The organism is Nonomuraea sp. NPDC049028 (assembly GCF_043197735.1).
Lineage (GTDB): Bacteria > Actinomycetota > Actinomycetes > Streptosporangiales > Streptosporangiaceae > Nonomuraea.
In genome coordinates this window covers 628,869-650,962 of record NZ_JBICTR010000002.1, presented here as the reverse complement: position 1 = coordinate 650,962, position 22,094 = coordinate 628,869, and the positions used below count along the sequence as shown (strand labels likewise).

Sequence of the window (22,094 nt, the reverse complement as noted above, 5' to 3'; positions counted from 1 at the left end):
TCGTCGAAATATTGCTGCTATCTGCTGGACATCTTATGGTTCGGCCATCGTCTTCCTCGAAGGGCCATCCCCCATGAGAGCTGTCCTAGCCGCCCTTGCGTTAGTCATCGGAGTCCTGGCCGCCCCCGCGTGGGCGGCCGACACCAACCTCTCCGCCGGCAAGACCGCCACCGCGAGCAGCTTCACCGACGTCTATCCCGCCCCCAACGTCACCGACGGCAACCAGGCGACCTACTGGGAGTCGGCCAACAACGCCTTCCCGCAGTGGGTGCAGGTGGACCTCGGCTCGGCCGCCACCGTGAACCAGCTGACGCTCAAGCTTCCGAGCGGCTGGCCCAGCCGTACGCAGACGCTCACCGTGCTGGGCAGCGCGAACGGGACCAGCTTCAGCACCATCAAGGACGCGGCCACCTACACCTTCAACCCCACGGCGACGATCCCCGTCAGCGCCTCGGCCACGCGCTACGTACGCCTCCAGATCACCGCGAACAGCGCCTGGCCCGCCGGTCAGCTCTCCGAGTTCGAGGTGTACGGCCAGGCAGGCGGCCAAGATCCCGGTGACGCGACGAACCTGGCGACCGGCAAGCCGATCACCGAGTCGTCGCACACCCACACCTACGTCGCGGCCAACGCCAACGACGGCAACGTCCAGACGTACTGGGAAGGCGCCGCCTACCCCGGCACGCTGACCGTGCAGCTCGGCGCGAACGCCGACCTCACCTCCATCGTGCTCAAGCTCAACCCCGACCCCGCCTGGGCCAGGCGTACGCAGACCATCCAGGTGCTCGGCCGCGAGCAGAGCGCCGGCGGCCTGTCGAGCCTGGTGGCGCAGGCCGTCTACACCTTCGACCCGGCCACCGGGAACTCCGTGACCATCCCGGTGACGGCCAAGGTCGCGGACGTGCAGCTCAAGATCACCGCGAACTCGGGGGCGCCCGGCGGACAGATCGCCGAGTTCCAGGTCTTCGGCACCCCGTCGGCCAACCCCGACCTCACGGTCAGCGGGCTGACCTCGTCGCCGGCCTCTCCGGTCGAGACCGACGCGGTCACGTTGTCGGCCACCGTGAAGAACGCCGGCACCGCCCCCTCCGCCGCGACCTCCGTCAACTTCTACCTGGGCAGCGTCAAGGCGGGCACCGCGAACGTGGGCGCCCTGGCCGCCGGGGCCTCGGCCACCGTGTCGAGCGCCATCGGCGCGCGGGACGCGGGCACCTACCAGGTGAGCGCCAAGGTCGACGAGGACGGCAAGGTCGTCGAGCTGAACGAGGGCAACAACACGGCCACCGCCTCACTGACCGTCAAACCCGTCGACACCGCCGACCTGATCGCGGCGCCGGTGGCCTGGACGCCGGGCAATCCCGGCCAGGGCGACACCGTGACGTTCTCGGTGGGGATCAAGAACCAGGGCACCATCGCCTCCAGCGGCGGCTCCCACGGCATCACGCTGACCGTCTCCGACGAGTCCGGCACCGTCGTCAAGACGCTGACCGGCGCCACCAGCGGCGCGATCGCACCGGGCGCCACCGCCGGACCGGCCGGGCTCGGCACCTGGACCGCCGCCAACGGCAAGTACACGGTCAAGGTGGTGCTGGCCGACGACGCCAACGAACTGCCGGTCAAGCGGGCCAACAACACCAGCACGCAACAGCTGTTCGTCGGGCGCGGCGCGCACATGCCGTACGACACCTATGAGGCCGAGGACGCGGCCATCGGCGGCGGCGCCACCCGGATCGGCCCGAACAGGACCGTCGGCGACCTGGCCGGCGAGGCGTCCGGCCGCCGGGCGGTGACACTGGGGACGAACGGCTCCTACGTCGAGTTCACCACCAGGGCGGCCACGAACACGCTGGTCACCCGGTTCTCCATCCCGGACGCGGCGGGCGGCGGCGGGAACAGCTCGACGCTGAACGTCTACGTCGACGGCACCTTCCTCAAGACGATCGACCTGACCTCCCGCTACGCCTGGCTCTACGGCCCCGAGTCGAGCCCCGGCAACTCCCCCGGCTCCGGGGCGCCGAGGCACATCTACGACGAGGCCAACCTGCTGCTCGGCACCACGGTCCAGGCGGGACACAAGATCAAGCTGCAGAAGGACGCGGCCAACGGCTCGGCGTACACGATCGACTTCGTCGACCTGGAGCAGGTGACGCAGATCCCGAACCCGGACCCGGCGCACTATGCCGTACCGGCCGGTTTCACCCACCAGGACGTGCAGAACGCGCTCGACAAGGCGCGCCAGGACAGCACGCTCGTCGGCGTCTACCTGCCTGCCGGCGACTACCAGACGGCCAGTAAGTTCCAGGTGTACGGCAAGGCGGTCAAGGTCGTCGGGGCCGGGCCGTGGTTCACCAGGTTCCTCTCACCGGCGGGCCAGGAGAACACCGACACCGGCTTCCGCGCGGACGCCACGGCCAACGGGTCGACGTTCGCGAACTTCGCCTCCTTCGGCAACTACACCTCGCGCAACGACGGACCCGGCAAGGTCTTCGACCTGGCCAATGTGGCGAACATGGTGATCGACAACATCTGGGTGGAGCACCAGATGTGCCTGCTCTGGGGCACCAACACCGACAACATGACGATCAAGAACTCGCGCATCCGCGACACGTTCGCGGACGGCGTCAACATGACCAACGGCAGCACCGGCAACCTGGTCACGAACATCGAGGCCCGCTCGACGGGCGACGACAGCTTCGCGCTGTTCTCGGCCATCGACATCAACAACGGCGAGCAGCGGGACAACGTCTTCGAGAACCTGACCTCGCTGCTCACCTGGCGGGCGGCTGGTGTGGCGGTCTACGGCGGGTACGCCAACACGTTCCGGAACATCTACGTCGCCGACACGCTGGTCTACTCGGGCGTCACGATCAGCTCGCTGGACTTCGGCATCCAGATGCTCGGCTTCGGGGCCAGCCCGCCCACGAGCTTCGAGAACATCTCGCTGGTCAGGGCCGGTGGCCACTTCTGGGGGCAGCAGACCTTCCCGGCGATGTGGGTGTTCTCCGCTTCCAAGGTGTTCCAGGGGATCAGGGTCAGCAACCTGGACATCGTCGATCCGACCTACCACGGGATCATGTTCCAGACGAACTACGTGGGCAACCAGCCGCAGAACCCGGTCAAGGACACGATCTTCACGAATGTGTCGATCAGTGGGGCTCAGAAGAGTGGTGATGCCTTCGACGCCAAGTCCGGCTTCGGGGTCTGGGCCAATGAGCTGCCTGAGCCGGATCAGGGGCCGGCTGTGGGGGCTGTGACGTTCAACAATCTGCGGTTCGGTAACAACGCGCAGAACATCAAGAACACGACGTCTACCTTCACGATCACGGTCAACCCCTGACAACCCGGGGGTCCGCCACGCGACCGTCTCGATCCGTTGACGGTCGCGTGGTGGCTGGGGTCCCTTGGGAGATACCCCCTTCGGGGGAGCGGGAGAAAACGGCCCGCCGTGACGAAGTCCCCAAGGACGGACACCCCCGCCAGGGGGAGCGGAACAAGACGGCCCGTCGTGGCAGCGGCCCCTAGAGAGGGGCGCCCTCTTCGGGGAGAGGATGTCGCGCTAGATGTCGGCCCTGATGGGGAGGCCCTGCCAGTCGCTGGCGCTGGTTACCGCGGCGGCGCCCAGCAGCGTGCCGCGGTGCAGGCGCTCCGGCGGGGTCAGGCCGTCCAGGGCCGCGCTGATGTAGCCGGCCACGAAGGCGTCGGCCGCGCCCGCGGTGTCCACGATCGGCACCTGCAGGCCGGGCGCGTCGTAGCGCATGCGGTCCGCCCGTACGCTCGCGCCCTTCAGGCCGCGGTTCACCACGACCTCGCGCTCCGGCGTGAGTGCGGGCTTGACCAGGTCGAGCTCGTCCTGGCCGAGGAAGAGCAGGTGGGAGGCGCAGGCCAGCTCGCCCAGCACCTCCTCGGCCTCGCGTACCGACGGCCAGAGCTCGGGTACGTAGTCGACGGCGAAGGAGATGGCCACCTCGGCGGTCTTGGCCGCGCTCACGGCCGTACGGACCGCCTCCAGGGTGTCCCTGCCGAGCCCTGCCGTCAGGCCGGTGACGTGCAGCATCTTCGCGGCGCCGATCCGGTCGATGGGCACGTTGCCGGGCTTCAGGCTCGTACCGGCTGATCCGGTGCGGTAGTGCGTGAGGCGCTGTTCGCGGCCCACGCGCGCCTCCCGGAGCAGCAGCCCGGTGTGCGCGCCCTCGATGACCCTGACGTCCGCCGCGTCGACGCCCTCGCCCCTCAGCACGGTGAGGACCCTGGCGCCCAGCTCGTCATTGCCGACTTTGCCCAGGTAGGCGACCTTATGGCCGAGCCGGGACAGGGCGATGGCGAGGTTGAACTCCGGGCCGGTGACGTCCAACCGGGCTTCGGTCTCATGACGCACCCGGCCACTGGACACGACCCCCAGCGCCTCGCCGAGCGTGTAGACGTCCGTCATGCGGCAGACTGTAGCCGGTCAGGCGATCACAAATCGGATTTTTTGGTAACGGTACTGGTCAGGACCGTGATCAAAGATTTTCTGTAACTTTAGCGAACTTTTTCCCCATCTTGTGCCTCAAAGTAGTAGAGGAGGTTGGCTATCCCGAGCCGGCCTCAGCGAAACGGGGAACGAGAGGAATCAGCACCCTCATGAAGAACATCGCTGTAGGACTCGTCTCTGCCCTTGTGGGCGGGACACTTCTGATTTCGGGCGCCGGGGCCGCGTCGGCTACGACGAAGGCTCCGACCGTCGATATCAGGGACATCTCACCGAACCCGGTCGTGGTCAAGGCCGGTAGCGAGACGGAGGCCTTCTTCAAGGTCGACGCCAGCTCGGACGTCGAGAAGGTCCAGCTCAGTGTGGAGCCGGTCAACCCGGTCGCCCGCACCCTGCGGGCCAAGGACGTCAACAAGGTCGAGAGCTGGCGCTTCTCCGTCCCGTTCAACGAGAACGACCAGGACGGCAAGTGGAAGGCCACCGCCCAGGCGTTCAACAAGGACGGCAAGGTCGTCGACACCGACACCGCGTTCTTCGCCGTCGAGATCGAGAAGGGCAAGGCGGAGACGCGCATCTCGCGCTTCAGCGCCGACCCCTCGAAGGTCCGCAAGGGCAGGACCATCTGGTTCTCCGGTCGTCTCCAGGTCAACGACGACGACCGCTGGAAGGGCGTCCGCGGTGAGCGGGTCAGCATCTTCTACAAGGCCAACGGCTCCAGCGGCTGGAAGTGGGTCGCCTCCGACCGTACCGGCTGGAACGGCAAGTTCGAGGCCCAGACGCGCGCCTACAAGAGCGGCGTGTTCAAGGCCGTGTACGCCGGCGACGACGAGCTCGAGGGCGCCACGAGCGGCACCGACTACGTGCGGGTCGTCCCGCGCTGGTTCCGCTGAACGCTGGTCCCGCTGAACACACTGACTCCGCTGAGCGGAAGCTCGGCTAGTCACATCTGAGCGGAAGCCCGGTCCCCGTGTGGGGGCCGGGCTTCCGTCTTGTCCGGAGCTTGACCGTTCTGCGCCGCGCCTTTCGTGAGAGACGACAGCCGACGGGTAGCTTCGAGGTATGGCTGATGATCTGTTGAAAGAGTTCGATCCGTTCGACATCTTCGACGCGGAGGCGGCCAGACTCGACCGCTTCTTCGCCGGTCTCGACGACGCCGGATGGGCGCGGCCGTCGCGCTGCGAGGGATGGTCCGTCCGCGATGTCCTGGGCCACCTGGCGGGTGAGGAGCTGTACAACCACGCCTGTCTCGACGGCAACGTGCAGGACCTGCTGGCCCGCCTCGCCAGGGAGGGCGTCAACGGCTTCCACGACTTCAACGAGTGGAGCGTACGACAGCGCCGGGACATGCCCGTCGAACAGGTGCTGGCCGAATGGCGGACCGAGAACGCCGACACCCGGCGCCGCATGCGCGAGCTCGGCCGGGACGCCTCGCTCGACACGATGGCCGGCCCGTACCCGGTGGGGTTGCAGGCCTTCCACTACGACTCCGAGTACGCCACGCACGCCGACGACGTCGGCGCGCCGGTGACGGCGGAGGAGGCCGAGAACCGGACGCGCTGGCGGGTGGCCGTCGGCCGGTTCGCCCTGTCGGAGCAGGAGGCGGAGGTTCAGGTGGAGCAGACGGCCGAGCGGGTGGTGGTGCGTACGGACGGGTTGAGCGCGACGCTGTCGCCGCAGGAGTTCGTCGAGGCCACGGTGGGGCGCCTGCCGACCGGCCACGATCTCGACCCGCGGATCGCCTCGGCCCTGAGGTGCCTGGCCTGAGCTCACATGTGTGTTCGCTCAGGCGGTGATGACAGCTAGCACGAGCAAAAGTACGGCGATCACCCCGAGCAGCGCGATCAGCCAGAGGTGCGCCCCGGCCCACGACTGCATGCGCTCGCGGTACGCCCCCGCGTCCGACTCGATCTTGTTGATTGCGGCTACCCGCCGCGCCATGTCGGGGTCTTCCAGCTCAAGTGCCTGCTCGATTTCCCCGAGGATGCGGCGTTCCCTTCCAGATAGGCTCATTCTGACCACCATCACTCCACGCCGGTGAAAGCCATGTACCCACTAGTAACCGGCACATGCGGGCTTCCACCGGCGGAAGTAGCGATCAGACCTTGCCGTAGCGCTGCTTGAAGCGCTCGACGCGACCGGCGGTGTCGAGGACCCGTCCGCGCCCGGTGTAGAAGGGGTGGCTCGCCGAGGAGACGTCGACGTCGACGACCGGGTAGGTGTGGCCGTCCTCCCACTCGACGGTCCTGTCACTCGTCAGGGTCGAGCGGGTGAGGAAGGCGAACCCGACGCTCGGGTCGCGGAAGACGACGGGCTGGTACGAGGGGTGCAGGTTCTTTCTCATGCCCCCTGCAACCGTACGACAATGGTTTTCATTCCCTCGACTCGGGATCGAGTCCGAGTGCCGCGCGGCCGCCGTCCACCGGGAGGGTCGCGCCCGTCACGAAGGCGGCGCCGTCCGAGAGGAGGTACGCCACCGCGTCGGCCACCTCGTCCGCCCCCGCGACCCTGCCGAGGGGGTGCAACCTGGCCATCTCCGCCTCGATTCCCGCCGCCACCTCGGGCGGCTGGGCGGCCAGGAACTCGGCGTACCTCTCCGTCGCCACCGAACCGGGCGCCACCGCGTTGACCCGGATGCCGCGTCTGCCGTACTCGACGGCTAGCGCCCTGGTCAGGCCCTCGATGGCGGCCTTCGCGGTGGAGTACGGCAGGCTGCCGGGCACCGCCCTGCGCGCCTGGTGGGAGGTGATGTTGACGATGGCGCCGCCCGTACCGGACCGGAGGAAGCGCCGCACGGCGGTGGCGCAGCCGACCACGGCGAGGTCCAGGTTGACGGCGATCAGGGCGCGGATCTCCGCGGTCGTGGCGGTGTGCACGGAGGCGTCCCTGAAGACGGCGGCGTTGTTCACCCAGCCGGACAGCCGGCCCGCGCCCTGCGCGAGGTCGGCGGCCCGCTCGGTGACCGTCTCGTCCGCCGCGTCGCCGACGACCGGGATCACCCGGGGGCCCGCCCAGTCCAGCGCGGCGGAATCGCGTTCGACAGCGACCACGGTGGCCTCGTCCTTGAGCAGCCGTTCCACCACGGCCCGGCCGATGCCCCGCCCGCCACCTGTGACGACATAGCTGCGATTCATGTCACAGTGTCCATAGATTGATGAACGGGAACGAAACCATTCGTGATCGCCTCGTCTGCTCGCTTGGTCGGTGCGCTGGCGATCACCCAGACCGCCGGATACGGCATCCTTTACTACGCTTTCTCGGTCTTCATCACCCCGATGGCTCGCGATATGCACGCGGGGGTCGCCGAACTCACCGGCGCGATAACGCTGGCCGTACTCGTGTCGGCGATCGTGGCGCCGCCCATCGGCCGCTGGCTCGACCGGCACGGCGGACGGGCTCTGATGACGGCGGGCTCGGCGCTCGGCGCGCTGGCCGTGCTCGCCTGGTCCCAGGTGCACACTCTGCCCCAGCTCTACCTGGTCTGCGTGGTGCTCGGCGTCGCCTCCGGAATGGTGCTGTACGAGGCCGCGTTCGCGGTGATCGTCGCCTGGTTCGACGCGGCGCGACGCTCGCGGGCCCTGCTCGCCGTGACCGTCGTGGCCGGCTTCGCCTCCAGCATCTTCCTGCCCTTGACCGGCTTCCTCGTCGATCGGTACGGCTGGCGGCAGGCCCTGGTCATCCTGGCCGTCGGATACGCCTTGACGGCCGTACCCCTGCATTTCCTGGCGGTGCGGAGCCGTCCCTCTTCCAAGGTCGTGGACCGGGGCGTCGTCGGGGCGGCGCTTCGGGAGCGGCCGTTCTGGCTGCTGGCGGCGGCGTTCCTGACGCAGACGGGCGCCGTGTCGGTCATGGGCGTGCTGCTGGTGACGTACCTGATCGCGCTCGGCCACTCGCCCCTCTTCGCGGCGACCGTGGCGGGCCTGCTCGGCGTGCTGTCGGTGACCGGACGCCTGGTGACCACCGGCCTGCAGGGGCGGTGGCCGGTCGCGCTGATCACCGCGAGCGTGTTCGGGCTGCAGGGCGCCGCCGCGCTGCTGCTGCCGGTGGCCGGGCGGAGCGTGGCGGGCGCGGTCTGCGGGGTGGTGCTGTTCGGGCTGGGGTTCGGGGTGGCGACGATCGCCCGTCCCGCGCTGCTCACCGAGCGGTACGGCACCAGCGCGTACGCGACGCTGAGCGGGGCCCTGGCCCTGCCGATCACCGTGGCCAAGGCCGTCGCCCCGCTGCTCGCGGCGGGCGTGGCGCAGCTGGCCGGGTACCCGGCGGTGATGGTGGCGCTGGCGGCGGCCTGTGGGCTCGGCGCCCTCTCCCTGGTGGCCTACGATCGCCGTGGGCGAAAAGAGCGAACGGCCTCCGGCGAACACGTAAGGTAGCCGCATGGATACCCCCACCGAGGCTCTCCACCGCGTGTTCGGCTACGACTCGTTCCGGGCCGGGCAGCAGGAGATCATCGATCACGTCGTCGATGGCGGCGACGCGCTGGTGCTCATGCCGACCGGCGGCGGCAAGTCGCTGTGCTACCAGATCCCCGCGCTGGTCCGCGCCGGGGTCGGGGTGGTCATCTCACCGCTGATCGCGCTGATGCAGGACCAGGTCGACGCGCTGACGGCGCTCGGTGTGCGCGCGGGGTTCCTCAACTCCACCCAGGACTTCGACGAGCGACAACGGGTCGAGGCGGCCTTCCTCGCCGGCGAGCTCGACCTGCTCTATCTGGCGCCGGAGCGGCTGCGGGTCGAGGCGACGCTGCGGCTGCTGGCCAAGGGCGAGATCTCGCTGTTCGCCATCGACGAGGCGCACTGCGTGTCGCAGTGGGGACACGACTTCCGCCCCGACTACCTGGCGCTGTCGGAGCTGCACGAGCGCTGGCCGGAGGTGCCGCGCATCGCGCTGACCGCGACCGCCACCCCGGCCACCCACGCCGAGATCGCCTCGCGGCTCCGGCTGGAGCAGGCCCGGCATTTCGTGGCCAGCTTCGACCGGCCCAACATCCACTACCGCATCGCCACCAAGAGCGAGCCGAAGCGCCAGCTCCTCGACTTCCTGCGCACCGAACACGACGGCGACGCGGGCATCGTCTACTGCCTGTCGCGCTCCTCGGTCGAGAAGATCGCGGCCTTCCTGGTCGACAACGGCATCGCCGCCGTGCCCTACCACGCGGGCCTCGACAACCGCACCCGCGCCGCGCACCAGGCGCGCTTCCTGCGCGAGGACGGGCTGGTCGTGGTGGCCACGATCGCGTTCGGCATGGGCATCGACAAGCCCGACGTACGCTTCGTCGCCCATCTCGACCTGCCCAAGTCCGTCGAGGGCTACTACCAGGAGACCGGCCGGGCCGGGCGCGACGGGCTGCCCGCGTCCGCCTGGATGGCCTACGGGCTGCAGGACGTGGTCCAGCACCGGCGGCTGGCCATGGAGGGCGACGAGGCCCACCGCCGCCGCCAGGTGCTCCACCTCGACGCGATGCTGGCGCTGTGCGAGACGGTCGAGTGCCGCCGGGTGATGCTGCTCGACTACTTCGGGCAGAAGGACTCCAAGCCGTGCGGCAACTGCGACACCTGCCAGGCGCCGCCCGAGTCGTGGGACGGCACGGTCCCCGCCCAGAAGGTGCTGTCCACGGTGCTGCGGCTGCGCCGCGAGCGGGGGCAGAAGTTCGGCGTCGGGCAGATCGCCGACATCCTGCTCGGCAAGAAGACGGCCAAGGTGCTGCAGCACGGCCACGACTCGCTGAGCGTGTTCGGGGTGGGCGCCGAGCTGGGCAACACCGAGTGGCACGGGGTGGTGCGCCAGTTGCTGGCGCAGGGGCTGCTGGCCGTGGAGTCCGACTACGGCGCGCTGGTGCTCACCGACGCGAGCGCCGATGTGCTGCGCGGGCAGCGCGAGGTGCGGCTGCGCCGCGACCCGGAGCGGGCCGCGCGGGCGAAGACCGCCAAGACCTCCGGCAAGGACCGTCCTGTGGTGGAGCTGCCGGCCGATGCCGCGCCGGTCTTCGAACGGCTGCGCGCGTGGCGGGCGGCGACGGCCAAGGAGCAGGGGGTGCCGGCTTACGTGATCTTCCATGACGCGACACTGCGGGAGATCGCGACACTGTCGCCGTCGACGCTGGCGGAGCTGGGGACGGTCAACGGGGTAGGCGAGAACAAACTGGCCAAGTATGGCGAACAGGTTTTGGAGACGCTCGCGTCGTGACGTGGTGCGCTCGTGACGGGGTTCGCTCGCTCGTGACGGGTGGCGGCTTGTGGCGGGGGTGACGGCTTGTGGCGGGGGTGACGGTCTGCTCGTGGGCGGCCGTTAGTGGGGGCGACGGCCGCACGAAGATCGGCCGTCGCCACCACGCTGCTCGCCCTGGTCTCGGCGCTGGGCTTCACCGCCGCGTCGACAGGGCCGCACATGCACTCATCGGTCTGGCACGGCCTGGGGTACAGGGCCGCCCTCGCACTCATGCGCCGCTATCCGTACCCGCATCTCGGCCGGATCATCCGTCGGCGAACCCCCTGATTAACGAACAGATCACCCATCAGTGCTCTGTTTCCCCACAGATGGGTGGATAGCGATGACCAGACGGTGGGGCCGACCACCCTCGGCCTGTTCGTCGTGATACTTGCTGACCAGCGCAGTAACCACCCCGGACAGCTCCTCGGCGAAGGCGGCACGGTCGGCGGCCGAGGCGAAGCGGACCTCGCCGTCGATGCCGAACGTCGCCACCCGCCTCTTGGCCTTCGTGGCACCGGTGATGAGGGCGCCCACATCACGTACCAGGCGAGCGGCGAGGGCGAGCAGCCAGCGGGCCGAGAGCTGGTCGGGGGAACGGGACGGGTCGGGCTGGACCGCCGACAGGGCCGTCGGCGAGATGACGTAGGAGGCGGCCGATGCTTGCATGACGCGTTCGGTGCAGTTGCCCTTGCGCCGCTCTTCGACGAGTTCGACCAGACCATGGCTTTCCAGGGCTCGCAGGTGGTAGTTCACCTTCTGCCTGGCCAGACCGACCTTGGCGGCCAGCATGGTGGCCGAGCCCGGCTCGGCAAGTTCGGCCAGCAGCCGGGCGCGTACCGGATCCAGCGACGCCTCGGCGGCGGCCGGGTCCTCGATCACCGCGACTTCGTACATGGCTCCACGCTGACACCGACAATTAATGCTGTCAAGCTACTTCCTGTTGTCAGACCAGTGGGGGTCGCGGCCCAGGTAGGCGAGCAGACGATCCTGAGCCGGGGCTCGAGGGGCGACGTCCAGGGGTACGGCGAATCGGGCCGGCCGGTCGGCGTCCGTGACGAAGAGCCGGGCCAGCGGGAGGAGCTCGGCCGCCACGTCCTCCGGGATGGGACGGGGGTGGCCGCATGTTTGGGCCACGTCCCAGGCGTGCACGGCCACCTCGACGGCGCCTACGGCGGACACCATCGCGGCCGTCAACGGGCAACCACCGACGGAGACCATCACGTCCTTGGACCCAGCCCAGACGCGAAGGAGGCTGGTGGTGCGGTTTCGCAAGCCGCCATCGTCATCACCGTGACCGTCGCGTCCACCGTCGCCGCCATGTCCGCCGCGACCGTCGTGTCCACCGTCGCCGCCGAGGGCGTCGCCGTCGCCAAGGCCGCAGTCGCCAAGGCCGCAGTCGCCATGGCGGTCACCGCCGTCGTCGCTCAGCGGAGGGACTAGGGCGACGTGTCCTAACGCTGCGGCTTCTGTCAGTGCCGCGAACGAGTCGTTCGTGTGTGCCAACAGTGTCCGTAGGTCCCAGCCGTGGCACGGGGTTGGACGGTCCAGATCGGCGGATGTGACGAGGCGCAGGCAGGCCAGTGCGTAGTCGGCGGCCCGGCCCAGCAGGGCGACCCCACCAAGCCAGGCGTCACCGGCGGTGTCGGCGCGAGTCGTGGGTGGGAGCTTTCGCATCTTCGCCGCCTTCTCGTCGGTCCTCGTCTGTCTCGTCTGTGCAGACAAGGCAGCGAGGAGAAAATCACCGGTCTCACGAGGTGACGGTCCCTGCGGCCGTTGGTCGGCTCCGTGCGTGCGCGTGCGAGCTCGATGACCCCACTGACCTCCCGCAGGCGCCTTGGTTCCGTTAAGGCAACATCCTTCTCACCGTCAGCGACCGTGCCTTCCGCCCCAGAGCTCTACTCTGGAGGTCGAGCGGGAGGACTTCTCATGAGCGTGCTCGGCAGGCTGTTCGACAGGTTCCTCGGGCTGCCGGAGGCGGTGGTCGATGATGTGGCGGTCACTCGTGATCTGCGGGTCTCGATGCCCGACGGCGTGGTGCTGCTCGCCGATCGCTACCGGCCGCGCGGTGCCGGGCCGCTGCCCGTGGTGTTGATGCGCACCCCGTACGGAAAGCACCGGATCGACGCGAAGGCGTTCGCGAGCGTGCTGGTCAGGCGCGGGATGCAGGTCGTCGTCCAGAACACCCGGGGTGTCTTCGGCTCCGGTGGCCGCTTCCACGCCTTTCACCAGGAGAAGGACGACGGCCTGGCCACGGCGGCCTGGTTGCGTGCGCAGCCGTGGTGTGACGGGCGGCTGGCCATGGCGGGGGCCAGCTATCTCGGGTACACGCAGTGGGCGGTCGGGCCCTACCTGGATCCGCCGCTGGAGGCGATGGGGCTCGGGATCACGACCAGCGAGTTCGTCAGCACGTTCTATCCGGGTGGCGTGATGGGCCTGCACAACACGCTGACCTGGTCGGCGCTGATCGGCACCCAGGAGGAGGCGCCCCTGGGCGGGCTGCTGCCCGACCCCCGCAAGCAGCGGCGCGTACGGCGGGCCATGGCGCACGTCCCCATCGGCACGTCCGACCTGGCAGCGATCGGCAAGCCCGTACCGTTCCTGCGCGAGGTGGCCGCGCACGCGGAGCCGGGCGACGACTTCTGGGCGGCCACCGACCACCGCGCGGCGGCGGCCGAGATGACCACGCCGACGAGCATGGTGACTGGTTGGTGGGACCTGTTCCTGCCCGCACAGCTGCGTGACTTCGCCGCGCTGCGGGAGGCGGGGCGGCGCAGCCGGATCACGATCGGCCCATGGGGTCATGATCCGGGCGCGCTGCGTGCCGTGCTGATCGACCAGGTGTCGTGGCTGTCGGCGCACCTGCTCGGCGACACCGCCCAACTGCACCAGGCACCGGTACGCCTCTACCTGCAGAAGGCCAACCGCTGGCTGGACTTCGACCAGTGGCCGCCCGCGGAGTCCACTCCCACTCCGCTCTACCTGGGCCACGGCCGGGGGCTCGGCTGGGAGGTGCCGGACAAGAGCTCTTCCGACACGTTCGTCTACGATCCGGCGCACCCCACGCGGTCACCCGGCGGTCCGATGCTGTCCGCCCAAGAGACCGGCCAGCGCGACAACCGGGAGGTGGAGCGCCGGTCCGACGTGCTCGTCCACACCACCGCACCGCTCCCCCGCGATCTCGACCTGATCGGTCCGGTCTCGGCGGTCGTGCACGTACGCACCGACACGGGACATGCCGACCTGTTCGTACGGCTCTGCGACGTCGATCCTACGGGCGTCTCCCGGAACGTCACGGATGGCATCGTGCGCCTGCCCCAGGACTCGCAGAGTGTGACCCGGGCGGAGGTCGAACTCCACCCGACCGGCTACCGCTTCCGCAAGGGCCACCGCCTGCGGATACAGGTGGCGGGGGGCGCGTTCCCGAGGTTCGCGCGCAACCATGGGACCGGAGAGCCGGCGGCGGAGGCCGTGCGGACCCGGCGTACCCGGTTCGAGATCTTTCATGGTCAGGAATATCCCTCCGCATTGATCCTTCCCATCTTCGGAAATAGATAAAAGCCACAAATGCCCCTTCAGTACGGCCATGGTCAATTAGCCGGGGCGGGAAAGAAGTAGCCTCTTAGCATGGATCCAGATCGTGGTCGTCACGAATGGGGCGATCGAGGCAGGAAACGAACAGTCATCACAGGCTGCCTGGTGGTCTGCGGCATCGGCGCCATTATCTGGCTGATCGCCCTGGGCCTGATCTGGTATTTCTTTTTACGATCATAAAGCTCTCCCGGGGCCTTGGGGCGGACTGGGTGGAGGGATCTTCATGCTTACGGTGGGGCAGATGTCCCCGTGGGCGGACGTCGCTGCCCGTTATGCTCATGGACACAGGGCGACGACTGCGGGCACCCGCATGATCAGTACGGCGGCCCGGCGGAAAAGGCGCTGGGGATGCCTCAACGATGGCGACGCGAGCGGCTCACATCTCATGCATGCGGCATTTGCGCCGGAAAAGCACTGGTCCGGGGAGCGGCCTTGAAGCCGAAAACCTATGTCGCCGCTGGTTTAGCAGTGCTGTCCGCCACCTCATTAGGCCTGCTCTATCCGGCGATCGGCGAGTTCACTGGTTTCTACTGCGTTCCCCGCAAGCTTCACGACATCCGGCCGCCGGCGGAGAACGCCTCTCCCGAAGACACGGTAGGGGCCTACCTGCAGGCGGTCGTGGCAAGGGACATCGACGTCGCCCGCCGCTTGTCCACCCCAGAATTCGCCGATCGCGAGGAGTCCTTCGCCGACAGTGCTTTCTGCGACTGGACCGATATCACGGCCACGACGATCTGGCCGGGGCATCCGGATTCGGATGGCACGGGCAGGTACACCACGGTAATACAGGTGTCCGTGAAACTCGAGCTAAAGAAGCGCGGTCGAGAAGCGCCAGATGATTTCAGCTGGGGTTACTGGCTCGAAAGAGAGCCGCCCACGGAGAGATGGCGCATTTTTGAATCGGGAGAGGAATAGGACCTTGACCGCTTCCGGGAGACGGGGCTGCCGCCGGCTCCGGCCGCTGATCGCGAAGGCATCCGGTGGAACGGGATGGAACGCCTCTCAGACGTAAGCCCCAACGATCGAAGCTCGGGGAGATCCTATGAAGTACCTGACCAAAAAGCTGCTGGTCGCGCTGGCTGCGACGACGCTGGCCGGTTCCGGCATCGTCGCGGGTGCCCTTGTCGCCGCTCTGCCCGCCTCCGCCGACACCTCCACCACCATCAACGCCGGGATCGGCGCGCTGTTCGACGGGTTCGGCAAGGGCATCGAGGAGGACGCCGCGCTCGCCAGCGCCGAGGCCGCTGCCAGGCAGAACGCGCTGAACCACGGGTTCACGTCGTGCGAGGTGTTCGAGTCGGTGACGTCCCAGGACGCGCGTTCGCATGTGTGGTTCGCGATCGTCACGGTTCGCTGCGAGGACGCGTCGTAGGGCGCCAGCTGAGTACAGGTGCCAGCCGACTACGGGTGCCAGCTGGGTGCGGGCGTCAGCCGAGTACGGGCGCCAGCTGGGTACGGGCCTCTCGCTCCATGGGCGGGAGGCCTGTTGGCCTTCTCCAGACCTACGCCGCGCCGAACCTGAACCAGGAACCTCTTGCCGCTCTCCGGAGTACGTGTCGTGAGTGCGAAGGAGGTTCGATGAGGCGGATGACAATCGGAGCGGTGCTCGTAGTGGTCGCGGGGTGCGCCACGAGCGGCCCAGCGACCCAGGCCCAACCGCCATCGGCGACCATGGCGCCCGCCGCCACCGGCGGGACCGGGACGCCGACCGGAGACGAGACACCGGCAGTGTCGCAGAAGCCGACGCCCGCAACCACCCGGGTGGCGTGCCATGGGACGCTGCTGATCACCCATCCGGACGGGTTTCCCGAGGTGCGCGGCGTCTCGCGGGACGCTGAGGTGTGGGGGCTGCTGTTCGCTCCGGTTCCGTTCAAGCGGGGCAAGGAGGTCAAGATCGTGTGGCGGATGACGGGTGAAGGGCCGCTGAAGGTCACGGCCGCGCTGCCCGACGGCACCCGCGCGAAGCCCACGTTCGGTCCCGAACAACACACCGGCTCGAACTGGCAGCGTCCGGGTGAGGAGTGGGGCACGGGCTTCGTCTTTCCCAAGGCCGGCTGTTACCGGGTGGACCTGACGCGGACTCGCGGATCCGGGCACCTGTGGTTGCCCGTGAAATGACCCCCGGTGCCGTCAGTGGCCGAGGACGCGGTCGATGAACGTCGTGACGTCCGTCAGGACCTCGTCCCGGTTCGTCTCGTTGAACACCTCGTGCCGGGCATCGGGATAGATCCGCTCCGTCAGGTCGTCGCCGCGGATCGTCTCGATCCCCGTACGGCTGGAGGCCAGCGGCACGAGCTGGTCGTCGGCGCCGTGGATCCAGAGCGTCGGCAGGCTGCCGAGCGAGCCGCCCTTGGCGATCGTGGCGATCGTCGTGGCGAACGCCTCCAGCGTGGGCCGCTTGAACGGTCCGTGCCAGACCAGCGGATCCTCGGCGTAGGCGGCGCCCACGGCCGGGTCGCGGGAGAGCGTGGCCGGGTCGATGGGGATGTCGGGCAGTTCGTCGAGGGCGAGCAGGGCGGGGATCACCTCCCATTCGCCGATGACCGGGCCCGACAGTACGAGCGCGGCCAGCCCGTCGCCGTAGCGCTGGGCGTAGCGGGCGGCGATCATGCCGCCCATCGAGTGGCCGATCACCACCACCGGTACGCGCGGGTGGTCGGCTCGGGCCTGTTCCTCCACGGCGTGTACGTCGGTCACCACGTCCTCGAAGTCGATGACGAGCACCCGGTCGCCTTCCGACTTGCCGTGGCCGACATGGTCGAGCCCGTACACCGCGGCGCCGTGCCGGACCAGGGTGTCGGCCACGTACTCGTAGCGGCCGATGTGCTCGCCGTACCCGTGGACCAGGATGGCGACGTAGCGCGGCTGCTCGTGAGGCCATTCGCGCACCACGTTCGCGGCGCGGGTGCCGGTGAAGGTGCGTTCCCTCGACGTGGCCATGTCACTCCCTGTGCCCGAATTGCGGCGAGCGTACGCCCGATCCGGCTGATCGGTCCAGGAAGCCTGCGCCAAACCATGAAAACTTGTGCCATGCGTGACAAGCGTGGCGAAAACTGTTTTAATCCCACGCTAGGTGCCACCGGGGCGGCACAGGCCCCGAGTGACCGTTTTTCCTCGAAATCACGGCTTCGTGGGAAAGGCAGGCCCGTGGGAGCTCCAAGTGGCGAAGTCATCGTCACGGGCGGTCTCGGTTTTATCGGCTCACATCTGGTGGACGCGTATCTCGCCGCGGGCCACCGAGTAACGATCATCGACTCCAACGCGGGTGCGGTGATCGACGGCGAGGACTACGACGCCGACCCTCGCTGCACGGTCGTCCGGCAGCGGGTGGAGGACTATCTGGCGGCGGGCGGCGACTTCGCGGGGGCCGACCGCGTCATCCATGCGGCCTCGTACGTCGGCCCCGCGAGCATCCTGTCCAGGGCGGGCCGGCTCGGCCACGACATCATCGGCAGCACCGCCCCTGTCATCGACGCCTGTATCCGGGCGGACGCGCCGTTGTGCCTGTTCAGCTCGGCCGAGGTGTACGGCCGCAGCGGCGTGCTCGACGAGAAGGACGACATCGTCGTGCCGACGCAGTACAACACCCGCATCGAGTACGCGATCGCCAAGACACTGGCCGAGGCGATGGTCTCCAACAGCCGCCAGCACGGGCTGCGCGGGATGGTCATCCGGCCGTTCAACGTGGCGGGTGCGCGGCAGTCGCGGGCGGGCGGGTTCGTCATGCCCACGTTCGTCCAGCAGGCGCTGGCCGAGAAGCCGATCACCGTGTTCGCGGGCGGCGAGCAGGTCAGGGCGTTCATCGCGGCGAGCGACCTGACCGGGTTCCTCATCGACTACATGGACGCGGCGCTGAACTGCGACGACATCATCATCAACGTCGGGAATCCGGCGAACGCCGTCACCATCATGGAGCTGGCCCAGCGGGTGAAGGAGTTACTCGGCAGCCCCTCGCCGATCGTCAGCGTCGACGGCAGGACCGTGCACGGGCCGTACTACGCCGAGGCCGAGTCGTTCCACAAGATCCCGGCGCTGCGGGCGGCGACCGACCTGGGCTGGCGGCCCCGGATCGCGCTCGACGAGCTGATCCTGAGCACCGCCGAGTACTATCGCGCCCGCGAAGACCGGAGGGCAGTGAATGCGCCGCTTTGACCGAGTGCTGGTGATCTCCCCGCACGCCGACGACGAGGTACTCGGCTGCGGCGGCCTGATCGCCGCGCAGGTCGAGGCGGGGGCCGAGGTCCACGTCCTGTATCTGGCGGTCGACGGCATGCGGCACTACGGCCTCGACGGCGCCACCAGCTATCGGCAGCGGCTGGAGGAGATCGAGGCCGTACAGGCCACGCTGGGCTTCTCGTACGACATCGCGTACGGCGACATGGACCTGACCGAGCGGCTGGACACGCTGCCGCGCAGGGAACTGGTCGACCTGTTCGAACGGGCACTGAACGAGCGGCGGCCCGACCTGCTCCTGCTGCCCAGCTTCGCCGACTACGACCAGGACCATCTGGCGGTGTTCGGCGCCGGGTTCGCGGCGGCCCGGCCCATCGCCCAGCAGTTCGGCAAGTGGCTGGTGCCGACCGTACTGCTGTACGAGATGTCGAAGATCCAGTGGGCGGCCGAGCCGATGCCGCGCTCGACGGCCTTCTGCGACATAAGCCACCATATGGAACGCAAACTGGAAGCATTGCGCGGCTATAAGAGCCAGCACCGGCCCTCCCCGCACATCAGGAGCGAGGAGTCGGTGACGGCGCTGGCGACACTGCGCGGCGCGGAGATCGGTGTCACGCACGCCGAAGCGTTCGGGGTGCTGAGGGAGGTCTTGTGAAGACGTTCGCGTTCGCCACGGGCATGGAGTTCGCCGCACCCGCCGTGGACGTACTGGCCGCGCAGGGCACTCCCCCGTCGCTGCTCATCGGCTATCCGCCGAAGCTGCAGCACCGTTCGGGGTACGCGCCGCTGCGGGAGGCGTCCGAGAAGCACGGCATCCCGCTGCTGGAGACCGCCGACATCAACGACGGCGAGGCGTACGAGCGGGTCAAGGAGATGGACCTGTTCGTGATCGCCGGGTGGTCGCAGCTCGTACGCGAGCCGCTGCTGTCGGTCTGCCCGCTCGGCTCCATCGGCCTGCACCCCACTCGCCTGCCGGAGGGCCGGGGACGCGCCGCGCTGCCGTGGACCATCATCAAGCGGCTGACGACGAGCGCGGTGAGCCTGTTCTTCCTCGACGAGGGCGCCGACACCGGGGACCTCATCGCGCAGCGGGAGTTCACGATCAGCCGCCGCGACGACGTCACCGAGGTGTACCGCAAGGTCACCGAGATCAACATCGAGCTGCTCGCCAAGTACGTGCCGCTGCTGCTGGCGGGACAAGTGGTGGCACGACCGCAGCCCCCGGGCGGCTCGTGGTGGGACAAGCGCCGTCCGGAGGACGGGGTGATCGACTGGTCCAAGCCGGCCGACGACCTCTACGACTGGATCCGCGCGCTGGCCGCGCCGTACCCGGGGGCCTTCACCTTCGTCGGTGGCCGCAAGCTGTTCGTGCACAGCGCCGACCTGATCGAATACGGCGGCCAAGAACCGCCCGGCACCGTACTCGCGCCCGTCTGGTCCACCGGCGTCGCCGGGGTGCTGGTGGCGTGCGGCTCGGGGCTGCTGGTCGTCCGCGAGGTGCAGTGGGACGGCGGGGAGCGGCGCGACGCCCTCGACCTGCTGGAGTCGGGCGAGCTCGCGGTAGGCGCATGCCTGGGCGCGTGAAGCTGACCGGGGCTGTGATGGCGCATCCCCAGCGCAGGGAGGCGGCCGTCCGGCTGGCCGGTGGCGTCTTCGACGTCGTCACCGATCCCGATCCGGCGGGGCGTCCGTCGGCGTTCCGTACCTCGCTGCTCGCCTGGTCCAGCATCCCTCCGGACGCCACGCATCATCTGCTGCTGCATGACGACATGGTGCTTTCGAGCACGTTCTTCGAACGCGCCGAGAGTGCCGCCCGCGCCATGCCGCACGCGGCGCTCGCCCTGTTCGCCTTCTGGAATTCGCGCAACGGCGCCGCCGTCCGGCAGGGCGCGCTCGCCGGGGCGCGGTGGGTGCCCGGGGCCGGCGAGTACACGCCGGTGGCGGCCCTGCTGCTGCCCAGACAGGTCGCGGGCGGGTACGTGGAATGGGCCCGCGACCGGGGCGACACCTGGCCCGACGACGTGCTCATGGGGCGGTACCTGCGCCAGGCGGGGGTGCCCGTGTTCGTGGCGGTGCCGAGCCTGGCCGAGCACGAGGACCTGGCGAGTCTGGTGGACAACGACTTCCAAGGGCTGCGGCGCTCTCCCTGCTTCTTTGCCGACGACCCGCAGGGCTTGTTCCCGGACGACCCGGACGGCTTCCCTCTCGACGACCCGCAGGCGGGCCGGTCCTCCGAGGAGAGGGTGCTCGTGGAGCTGCCGGTGATCCCGTTCTTCAAGCGTGGGGTGGCCCAGTGCGCCGTCCGCGTCCCTGGGACCGGGCGGTGGCGGGACATCCGCTGCGAGGACTACCTGGCGGGGCGGGGCATCGACGCCGAGTCGCTGCGGACCAGGGCGGCGACCCGGCACTGGCCGCTCTGGCTCACGGCCTACACCATGGGCATCGTCCACGGCCAGACCGGTGGAGATGGTGTCCCGGATGACCCTGGGGACGACGACGATCCGCGTGGGCTGGACCAGGCGGACGTGCGTGGCGGGTTACGCGCCGACCCGCGCGTACTGGACCGGGCGCTCGCCACGATGGGTCCCGGTGGGCTCTGCCATGAGCTCGGGGCTCGGGAGCTCGCCCGGCTCGCGCCCGAATTGCACGAGATGGCCCGTGCGGGCCTGGAGGCGGGCTTGACCGACCGGCCCGGACACCGTCCCCGGGCCAATGCCGACCGTCCCGTGGTGGCTCTGACGGGCGCCGGTACGTTCGTCCGCGACCACCTGGCGGGCGCGCTCGCCGACCATGGCTACCGAACAGTCGGTCCCGAGGCAAGCGCCGCCGTGGTGGTGCACGTCTGCGCGCTCGGCTGGGACGAGGACGCCGACCCGGAGGAGGAGCTGCGCCTGGCGCGCGCGGCCTTCGCCGACGGACGCGGCGGCGTCCTGCTCAGCTCGTGCGCCGTCTACGGGGACGGGAAGCACGCGGCCTCCTCGCCACTCGCAGACGCTCCCGCCGCCCCATCGCCATTCACGGAGGACCCTGCCGGCCCACTGCTCGCGGACGCGTCCGCCGCCACGCCGCTGGTGCGGGCCATTCGTCAGGTGGAGGAAGCGGCAGGCGGCGCCGTGGTGTTGAGGCTCGGCGAACCCTATGGGCCCGGGATGCCGCAGCGGGGCGCGGTCGCGGAGCTGGTGCTGCGGTCCTCGCTCAACCGCCCCGCGCCCGTCACGGGCGCTCCCGTGCAGTTGGTGCACGTCCAGGACGTCGCACGCGCGGTGCTGGCGGCGCTGGCGGGGAATCCGGTGTCGCGGGTGTTCAACATCGCCAACCCGGAACGGCCAGGCATGCGGGAGTTGGCCGAGGCGGTGTCAGGGGCGGTGCGGCCGCTGAACGTCGAAACGTCCGACGGCCCGCCGAAGCCGCTGGTCGATGTCGAGCGGGCCGCCGCCGAGCTGGGCTGGCGGCCGAGCGTGACACTGGACTACGGGCTGCACACCTGCGCGCAGTGGCTGGCCTACGAAAGTGACCGTCCGTAGAAGCGGCCTCCGTGCGATCCCGGCGACACACCCGCCCAGGACCCACCCCTGCAGACGCTTGCCGCCTAACCTGCAGAAACAGAGTCGTACGAAGATCCACTGTTCGTGGGACGTGACCGGCCATCGCCGACCGA

23 protein-coding genes and 1 pseudogene are annotated in these 22,094 nt (G+C 69.2%); 16 read left to right on the top strand and 8 right to left on the bottom strand.

What is annotated here, in order from left to right; genetic code table 11:
- Positions 1 to 73: 73 nt before the first annotated feature.
- Entirely contained in the window at positions 74 to 3,337 is a 3,264-nt protein-coding gene (locus ACGFJ2_RS09110) for a discoidin domain-containing protein (RefSeq protein WP_393466366.1), read from the top strand.
- 219 nt (positions 3,338 to 3,556) lie between these two features.
- Here ACGFJ2_RS09110 and ACGFJ2_RS09105 read toward each other — a convergent pair whose 3' ends face one another.
- Complete coding sequence (locus ACGFJ2_RS09105; protein WP_357942396.1) at positions 3,557 to 4,429, bottom strand: sugar kinase; 873 nt, start codon at positions 4,427 to 4,429, stop codon at positions 3,557 to 3,559.
- A gap of 191 nt (positions 4,430 to 4,620) precedes the next feature.
- Between ACGFJ2_RS09105 and ACGFJ2_RS09100 the strand changes: the two genes are divergently transcribed.
- Together ACGFJ2_RS09100 and ACGFJ2_RS09095 are read left to right on the top strand one after the other, a co-directional pair.
- On the top strand, positions 4,621 to 5,358 hold the full coding sequence (locus tag ACGFJ2_RS09100) for a hypothetical protein (protein ID WP_357942394.1): 738 nt from the start codon (positions 4,621 to 4,623) through the stop codon (positions 5,356 to 5,358).
- A 169-nt stretch (positions 5,359 to 5,527) separates the two neighbouring features.
- A complete protein-coding gene (locus tag ACGFJ2_RS09095; protein ID WP_393466361.1) occupies positions 5,528 to 6,232 on the top strand; it encodes a maleylpyruvate isomerase family mycothiol-dependent enzyme in 705 nt (234 codons plus the stop codon).
- A gap of 18 nt (positions 6,233 to 6,250) precedes the next feature.
- Here ACGFJ2_RS09095 and ACGFJ2_RS09090 read toward each other — a convergent pair whose 3' ends face one another.
- The 3 genes from ACGFJ2_RS09090 to ACGFJ2_RS09080 form a co-directional block, all read right to left on the bottom strand.
- Entirely contained in the window at positions 6,251 to 6,478 is a 228-nt protein-coding gene (locus tag ACGFJ2_RS09090; protein ID WP_357942390.1) for a DUF3040 domain-containing protein, read from the bottom strand.
- Positions 6,479 to 6,563: 85 nt separating this feature from the next.
- Positions 6,564 to 6,809, bottom strand: coding sequence for a type B 50S ribosomal protein L31 (locus ACGFJ2_RS09085; protein WP_219526926.1), 246 nt, complete (start codon positions 6,807 to 6,809; stop codon positions 6,564 to 6,566).
- A gap of 28 nt (positions 6,810 to 6,837) precedes the next feature.
- Positions 6,838 to 7,599 (bottom strand): SDR family NAD(P)-dependent oxidoreductase, encoded by a 762-nt coding sequence (locus tag ACGFJ2_RS09080; RefSeq protein WP_393466357.1) that lies wholly within the window; start codon positions 7,597 to 7,599, stop codon positions 6,838 to 6,840.
- A gap of 42 nt (positions 7,600 to 7,641) precedes the next feature.
- Between ACGFJ2_RS09080 and ACGFJ2_RS09075 the strand changes: the two genes are divergently transcribed.
- The 3 genes from ACGFJ2_RS09075 (at position 7,642) to ACGFJ2_RS09065 (ending at position 10,957) form a co-directional block, all read left to right on the top strand.
- The gene (locus ACGFJ2_RS09075; protein WP_358177860.1) at positions 7,642 to 8,835 is read left to right on the top strand and encodes an MFS transporter; all 1,194 of its coding nucleotides are present in this window, start codon (positions 7,642 to 7,644) and stop codon (positions 8,833 to 8,835) included.
- A gap of 4 nt (positions 8,836 to 8,839) precedes the next feature.
- On the top strand, positions 8,840 to 10,648 hold the full coding sequence (recQ, locus tag ACGFJ2_RS09070; protein WP_357942384.1) for a DNA helicase RecQ: 1,809 nt from the start codon (positions 8,840 to 8,842) through the stop codon (positions 10,646 to 10,648).
- A 105-nt stretch (positions 10,649 to 10,753) separates the two neighbouring features.
- Complete coding sequence (locus tag ACGFJ2_RS09065; RefSeq protein WP_393466353.1) at positions 10,754 to 10,957, top strand: hypothetical protein; 204 nt, start codon at positions 10,754 to 10,756, stop codon at positions 10,955 to 10,957.
- A gap of 12 nt (positions 10,958 to 10,969) precedes the next feature.
- Here ACGFJ2_RS09065 and ACGFJ2_RS09060 read toward each other — a convergent pair whose 3' ends face one another.
- Together ACGFJ2_RS09060 and ACGFJ2_RS09055 are read right to left on the bottom strand one after the other, a co-directional pair.
- Positions 10,970 to 11,566, bottom strand: a complete 597-nt coding sequence (locus tag ACGFJ2_RS09060) for a helix-turn-helix domain-containing protein (RefSeq protein WP_357942381.1) — start codon at positions 11,564 to 11,566, stop codon at positions 10,970 to 10,972.
- 36 nt (positions 11,567 to 11,602) lie between these two features.
- Complete coding sequence (locus ACGFJ2_RS09055; RefSeq protein WP_393467029.1) at positions 11,603 to 11,944, bottom strand: hypothetical protein; 342 nt, start codon at positions 11,942 to 11,944, stop codon at positions 11,603 to 11,605.
- A gap of 18 nt (positions 11,945 to 11,962) precedes the next feature.
- Here ACGFJ2_RS09055 and ACGFJ2_RS09050 point away from each other — a divergent pair, with 18 nt between their 5' ends.
- Positions 11,963 to 12,112 carry a hypothetical protein gene (locus ACGFJ2_RS09050; RefSeq protein WP_393467027.1) on the top strand — a complete coding sequence of 50 codons (150 nt, stop codon included), beginning with the start codon at positions 11,963 to 11,965 and terminating at the stop codon, positions 12,110 to 12,112.
- A 24-nt stretch (positions 12,113 to 12,136) separates the two neighbouring features.
- Here ACGFJ2_RS09050 and ACGFJ2_RS09045 read toward each other — a convergent pair.
- A pseudogene (locus ACGFJ2_RS09045) lies at positions 12,137 to 12,346 on the bottom strand (maleylpyruvate isomerase N-terminal domain-containing protein); the annotation flags it as partial.
- A gap of 252 nt (positions 12,347 to 12,598) precedes the next feature.
- On the opposite strand from ACGFJ2_RS09045, the gene ACGFJ2_RS09040 reads away from it, so the two are divergent.
- From ACGFJ2_RS09040 to ACGFJ2_RS09020, 5 genes are all read left to right on the top strand, one after another.
- Entirely contained in the window at positions 12,599 to 14,227 is a 1,629-nt protein-coding gene (locus ACGFJ2_RS09040) for a CocE/NonD family hydrolase (RefSeq protein WP_393466350.1), read from the top strand.
- Between the two features lie 69 nt (positions 14,228 to 14,296).
- Positions 14,297 to 14,443 (top strand): hypothetical protein, encoded by a 147-nt coding sequence (locus ACGFJ2_RS09035; protein ID WP_357942377.1) that lies wholly within the window; start codon positions 14,297 to 14,299, stop codon positions 14,441 to 14,443.
- 252 nt (positions 14,444 to 14,695) lie between these two features.
- Positions 14,696 to 15,178, top strand: coding sequence for a hypothetical protein (locus tag ACGFJ2_RS09030; protein WP_393466346.1), 483 nt, complete (start codon positions 14,696 to 14,698; stop codon positions 15,176 to 15,178).
- Positions 15,179 to 15,305: 127 nt separating this feature from the next.
- Positions 15,306 to 15,635, top strand: a complete 330-nt coding sequence (locus ACGFJ2_RS09025) for a hypothetical protein (protein WP_357942373.1) — start codon at positions 15,306 to 15,308, stop codon at positions 15,633 to 15,635.
- Between the two features lie 206 nt (positions 15,636 to 15,841).
- The gene (locus ACGFJ2_RS09020; RefSeq protein WP_393466343.1) at positions 15,842 to 16,381 is read left to right on the top strand and encodes a hypothetical protein; all 540 of its coding nucleotides are present in this window, start codon (positions 15,842 to 15,844) and stop codon (positions 16,379 to 16,381) included.
- A gap of 12 nt (positions 16,382 to 16,393) precedes the next feature.
- Here the strand turns inward: ACGFJ2_RS09020 and ACGFJ2_RS09015 are convergent, their stop codons facing one another.
- The gene (locus ACGFJ2_RS09015) at positions 16,394 to 17,203 is read right to left on the bottom strand and encodes an alpha/beta hydrolase (protein WP_393466340.1); all 810 of its coding nucleotides are present in this window, start codon (positions 17,201 to 17,203) and stop codon (positions 16,394 to 16,396) included.
- 75 nt (positions 17,204 to 17,278) lie between these two features.
- On the opposite strand from ACGFJ2_RS09015, the gene ACGFJ2_RS09010 reads away from it, so the two are divergent.
- From ACGFJ2_RS09010 to ACGFJ2_RS08995, 4 genes are read left to right on the top strand one after another with little or no spacing between them, the layout of a single operon-like run.
- The gene (locus tag ACGFJ2_RS09010) at positions 17,279 to 18,415 is read left to right on the top strand and encodes an NAD-dependent epimerase/dehydratase family protein (RefSeq protein WP_357942367.1); all 1,137 of its coding nucleotides are present in this window, start codon (positions 17,279 to 17,281) and stop codon (positions 18,413 to 18,415) included.
- Complete coding sequence (locus tag ACGFJ2_RS09005; protein WP_358177839.1) at positions 18,402 to 19,091, top strand: PIG-L family deacetylase; 690 nt, start codon at positions 18,402 to 18,404, stop codon at positions 19,089 to 19,091. The genes ACGFJ2_RS09010 and ACGFJ2_RS09005 overlap by 14 nt, the downstream gene beginning before the upstream one ends.
- Positions 19,088 to 20,020, top strand: a complete 933-nt coding sequence (locus ACGFJ2_RS09000) for a methionyl-tRNA formyltransferase (RefSeq protein WP_393466336.1) — start codon at positions 19,088 to 19,090, stop codon at positions 20,018 to 20,020. Before ACGFJ2_RS09005 ends, ACGFJ2_RS09000 begins: the two co-directional genes overlap by 4 nt.
- Complete coding sequence (locus ACGFJ2_RS08995; protein WP_393466333.1) at positions 20,005 to 21,960, top strand: NAD-dependent epimerase/dehydratase family protein; 1,956 nt, start codon at positions 20,005 to 20,007, stop codon at positions 21,958 to 21,960. The genes ACGFJ2_RS09000 and ACGFJ2_RS08995 overlap by 16 nt, the downstream gene beginning before the upstream one ends.
- Positions 21,961 to 22,094 lie beyond the last annotated feature (134 nt).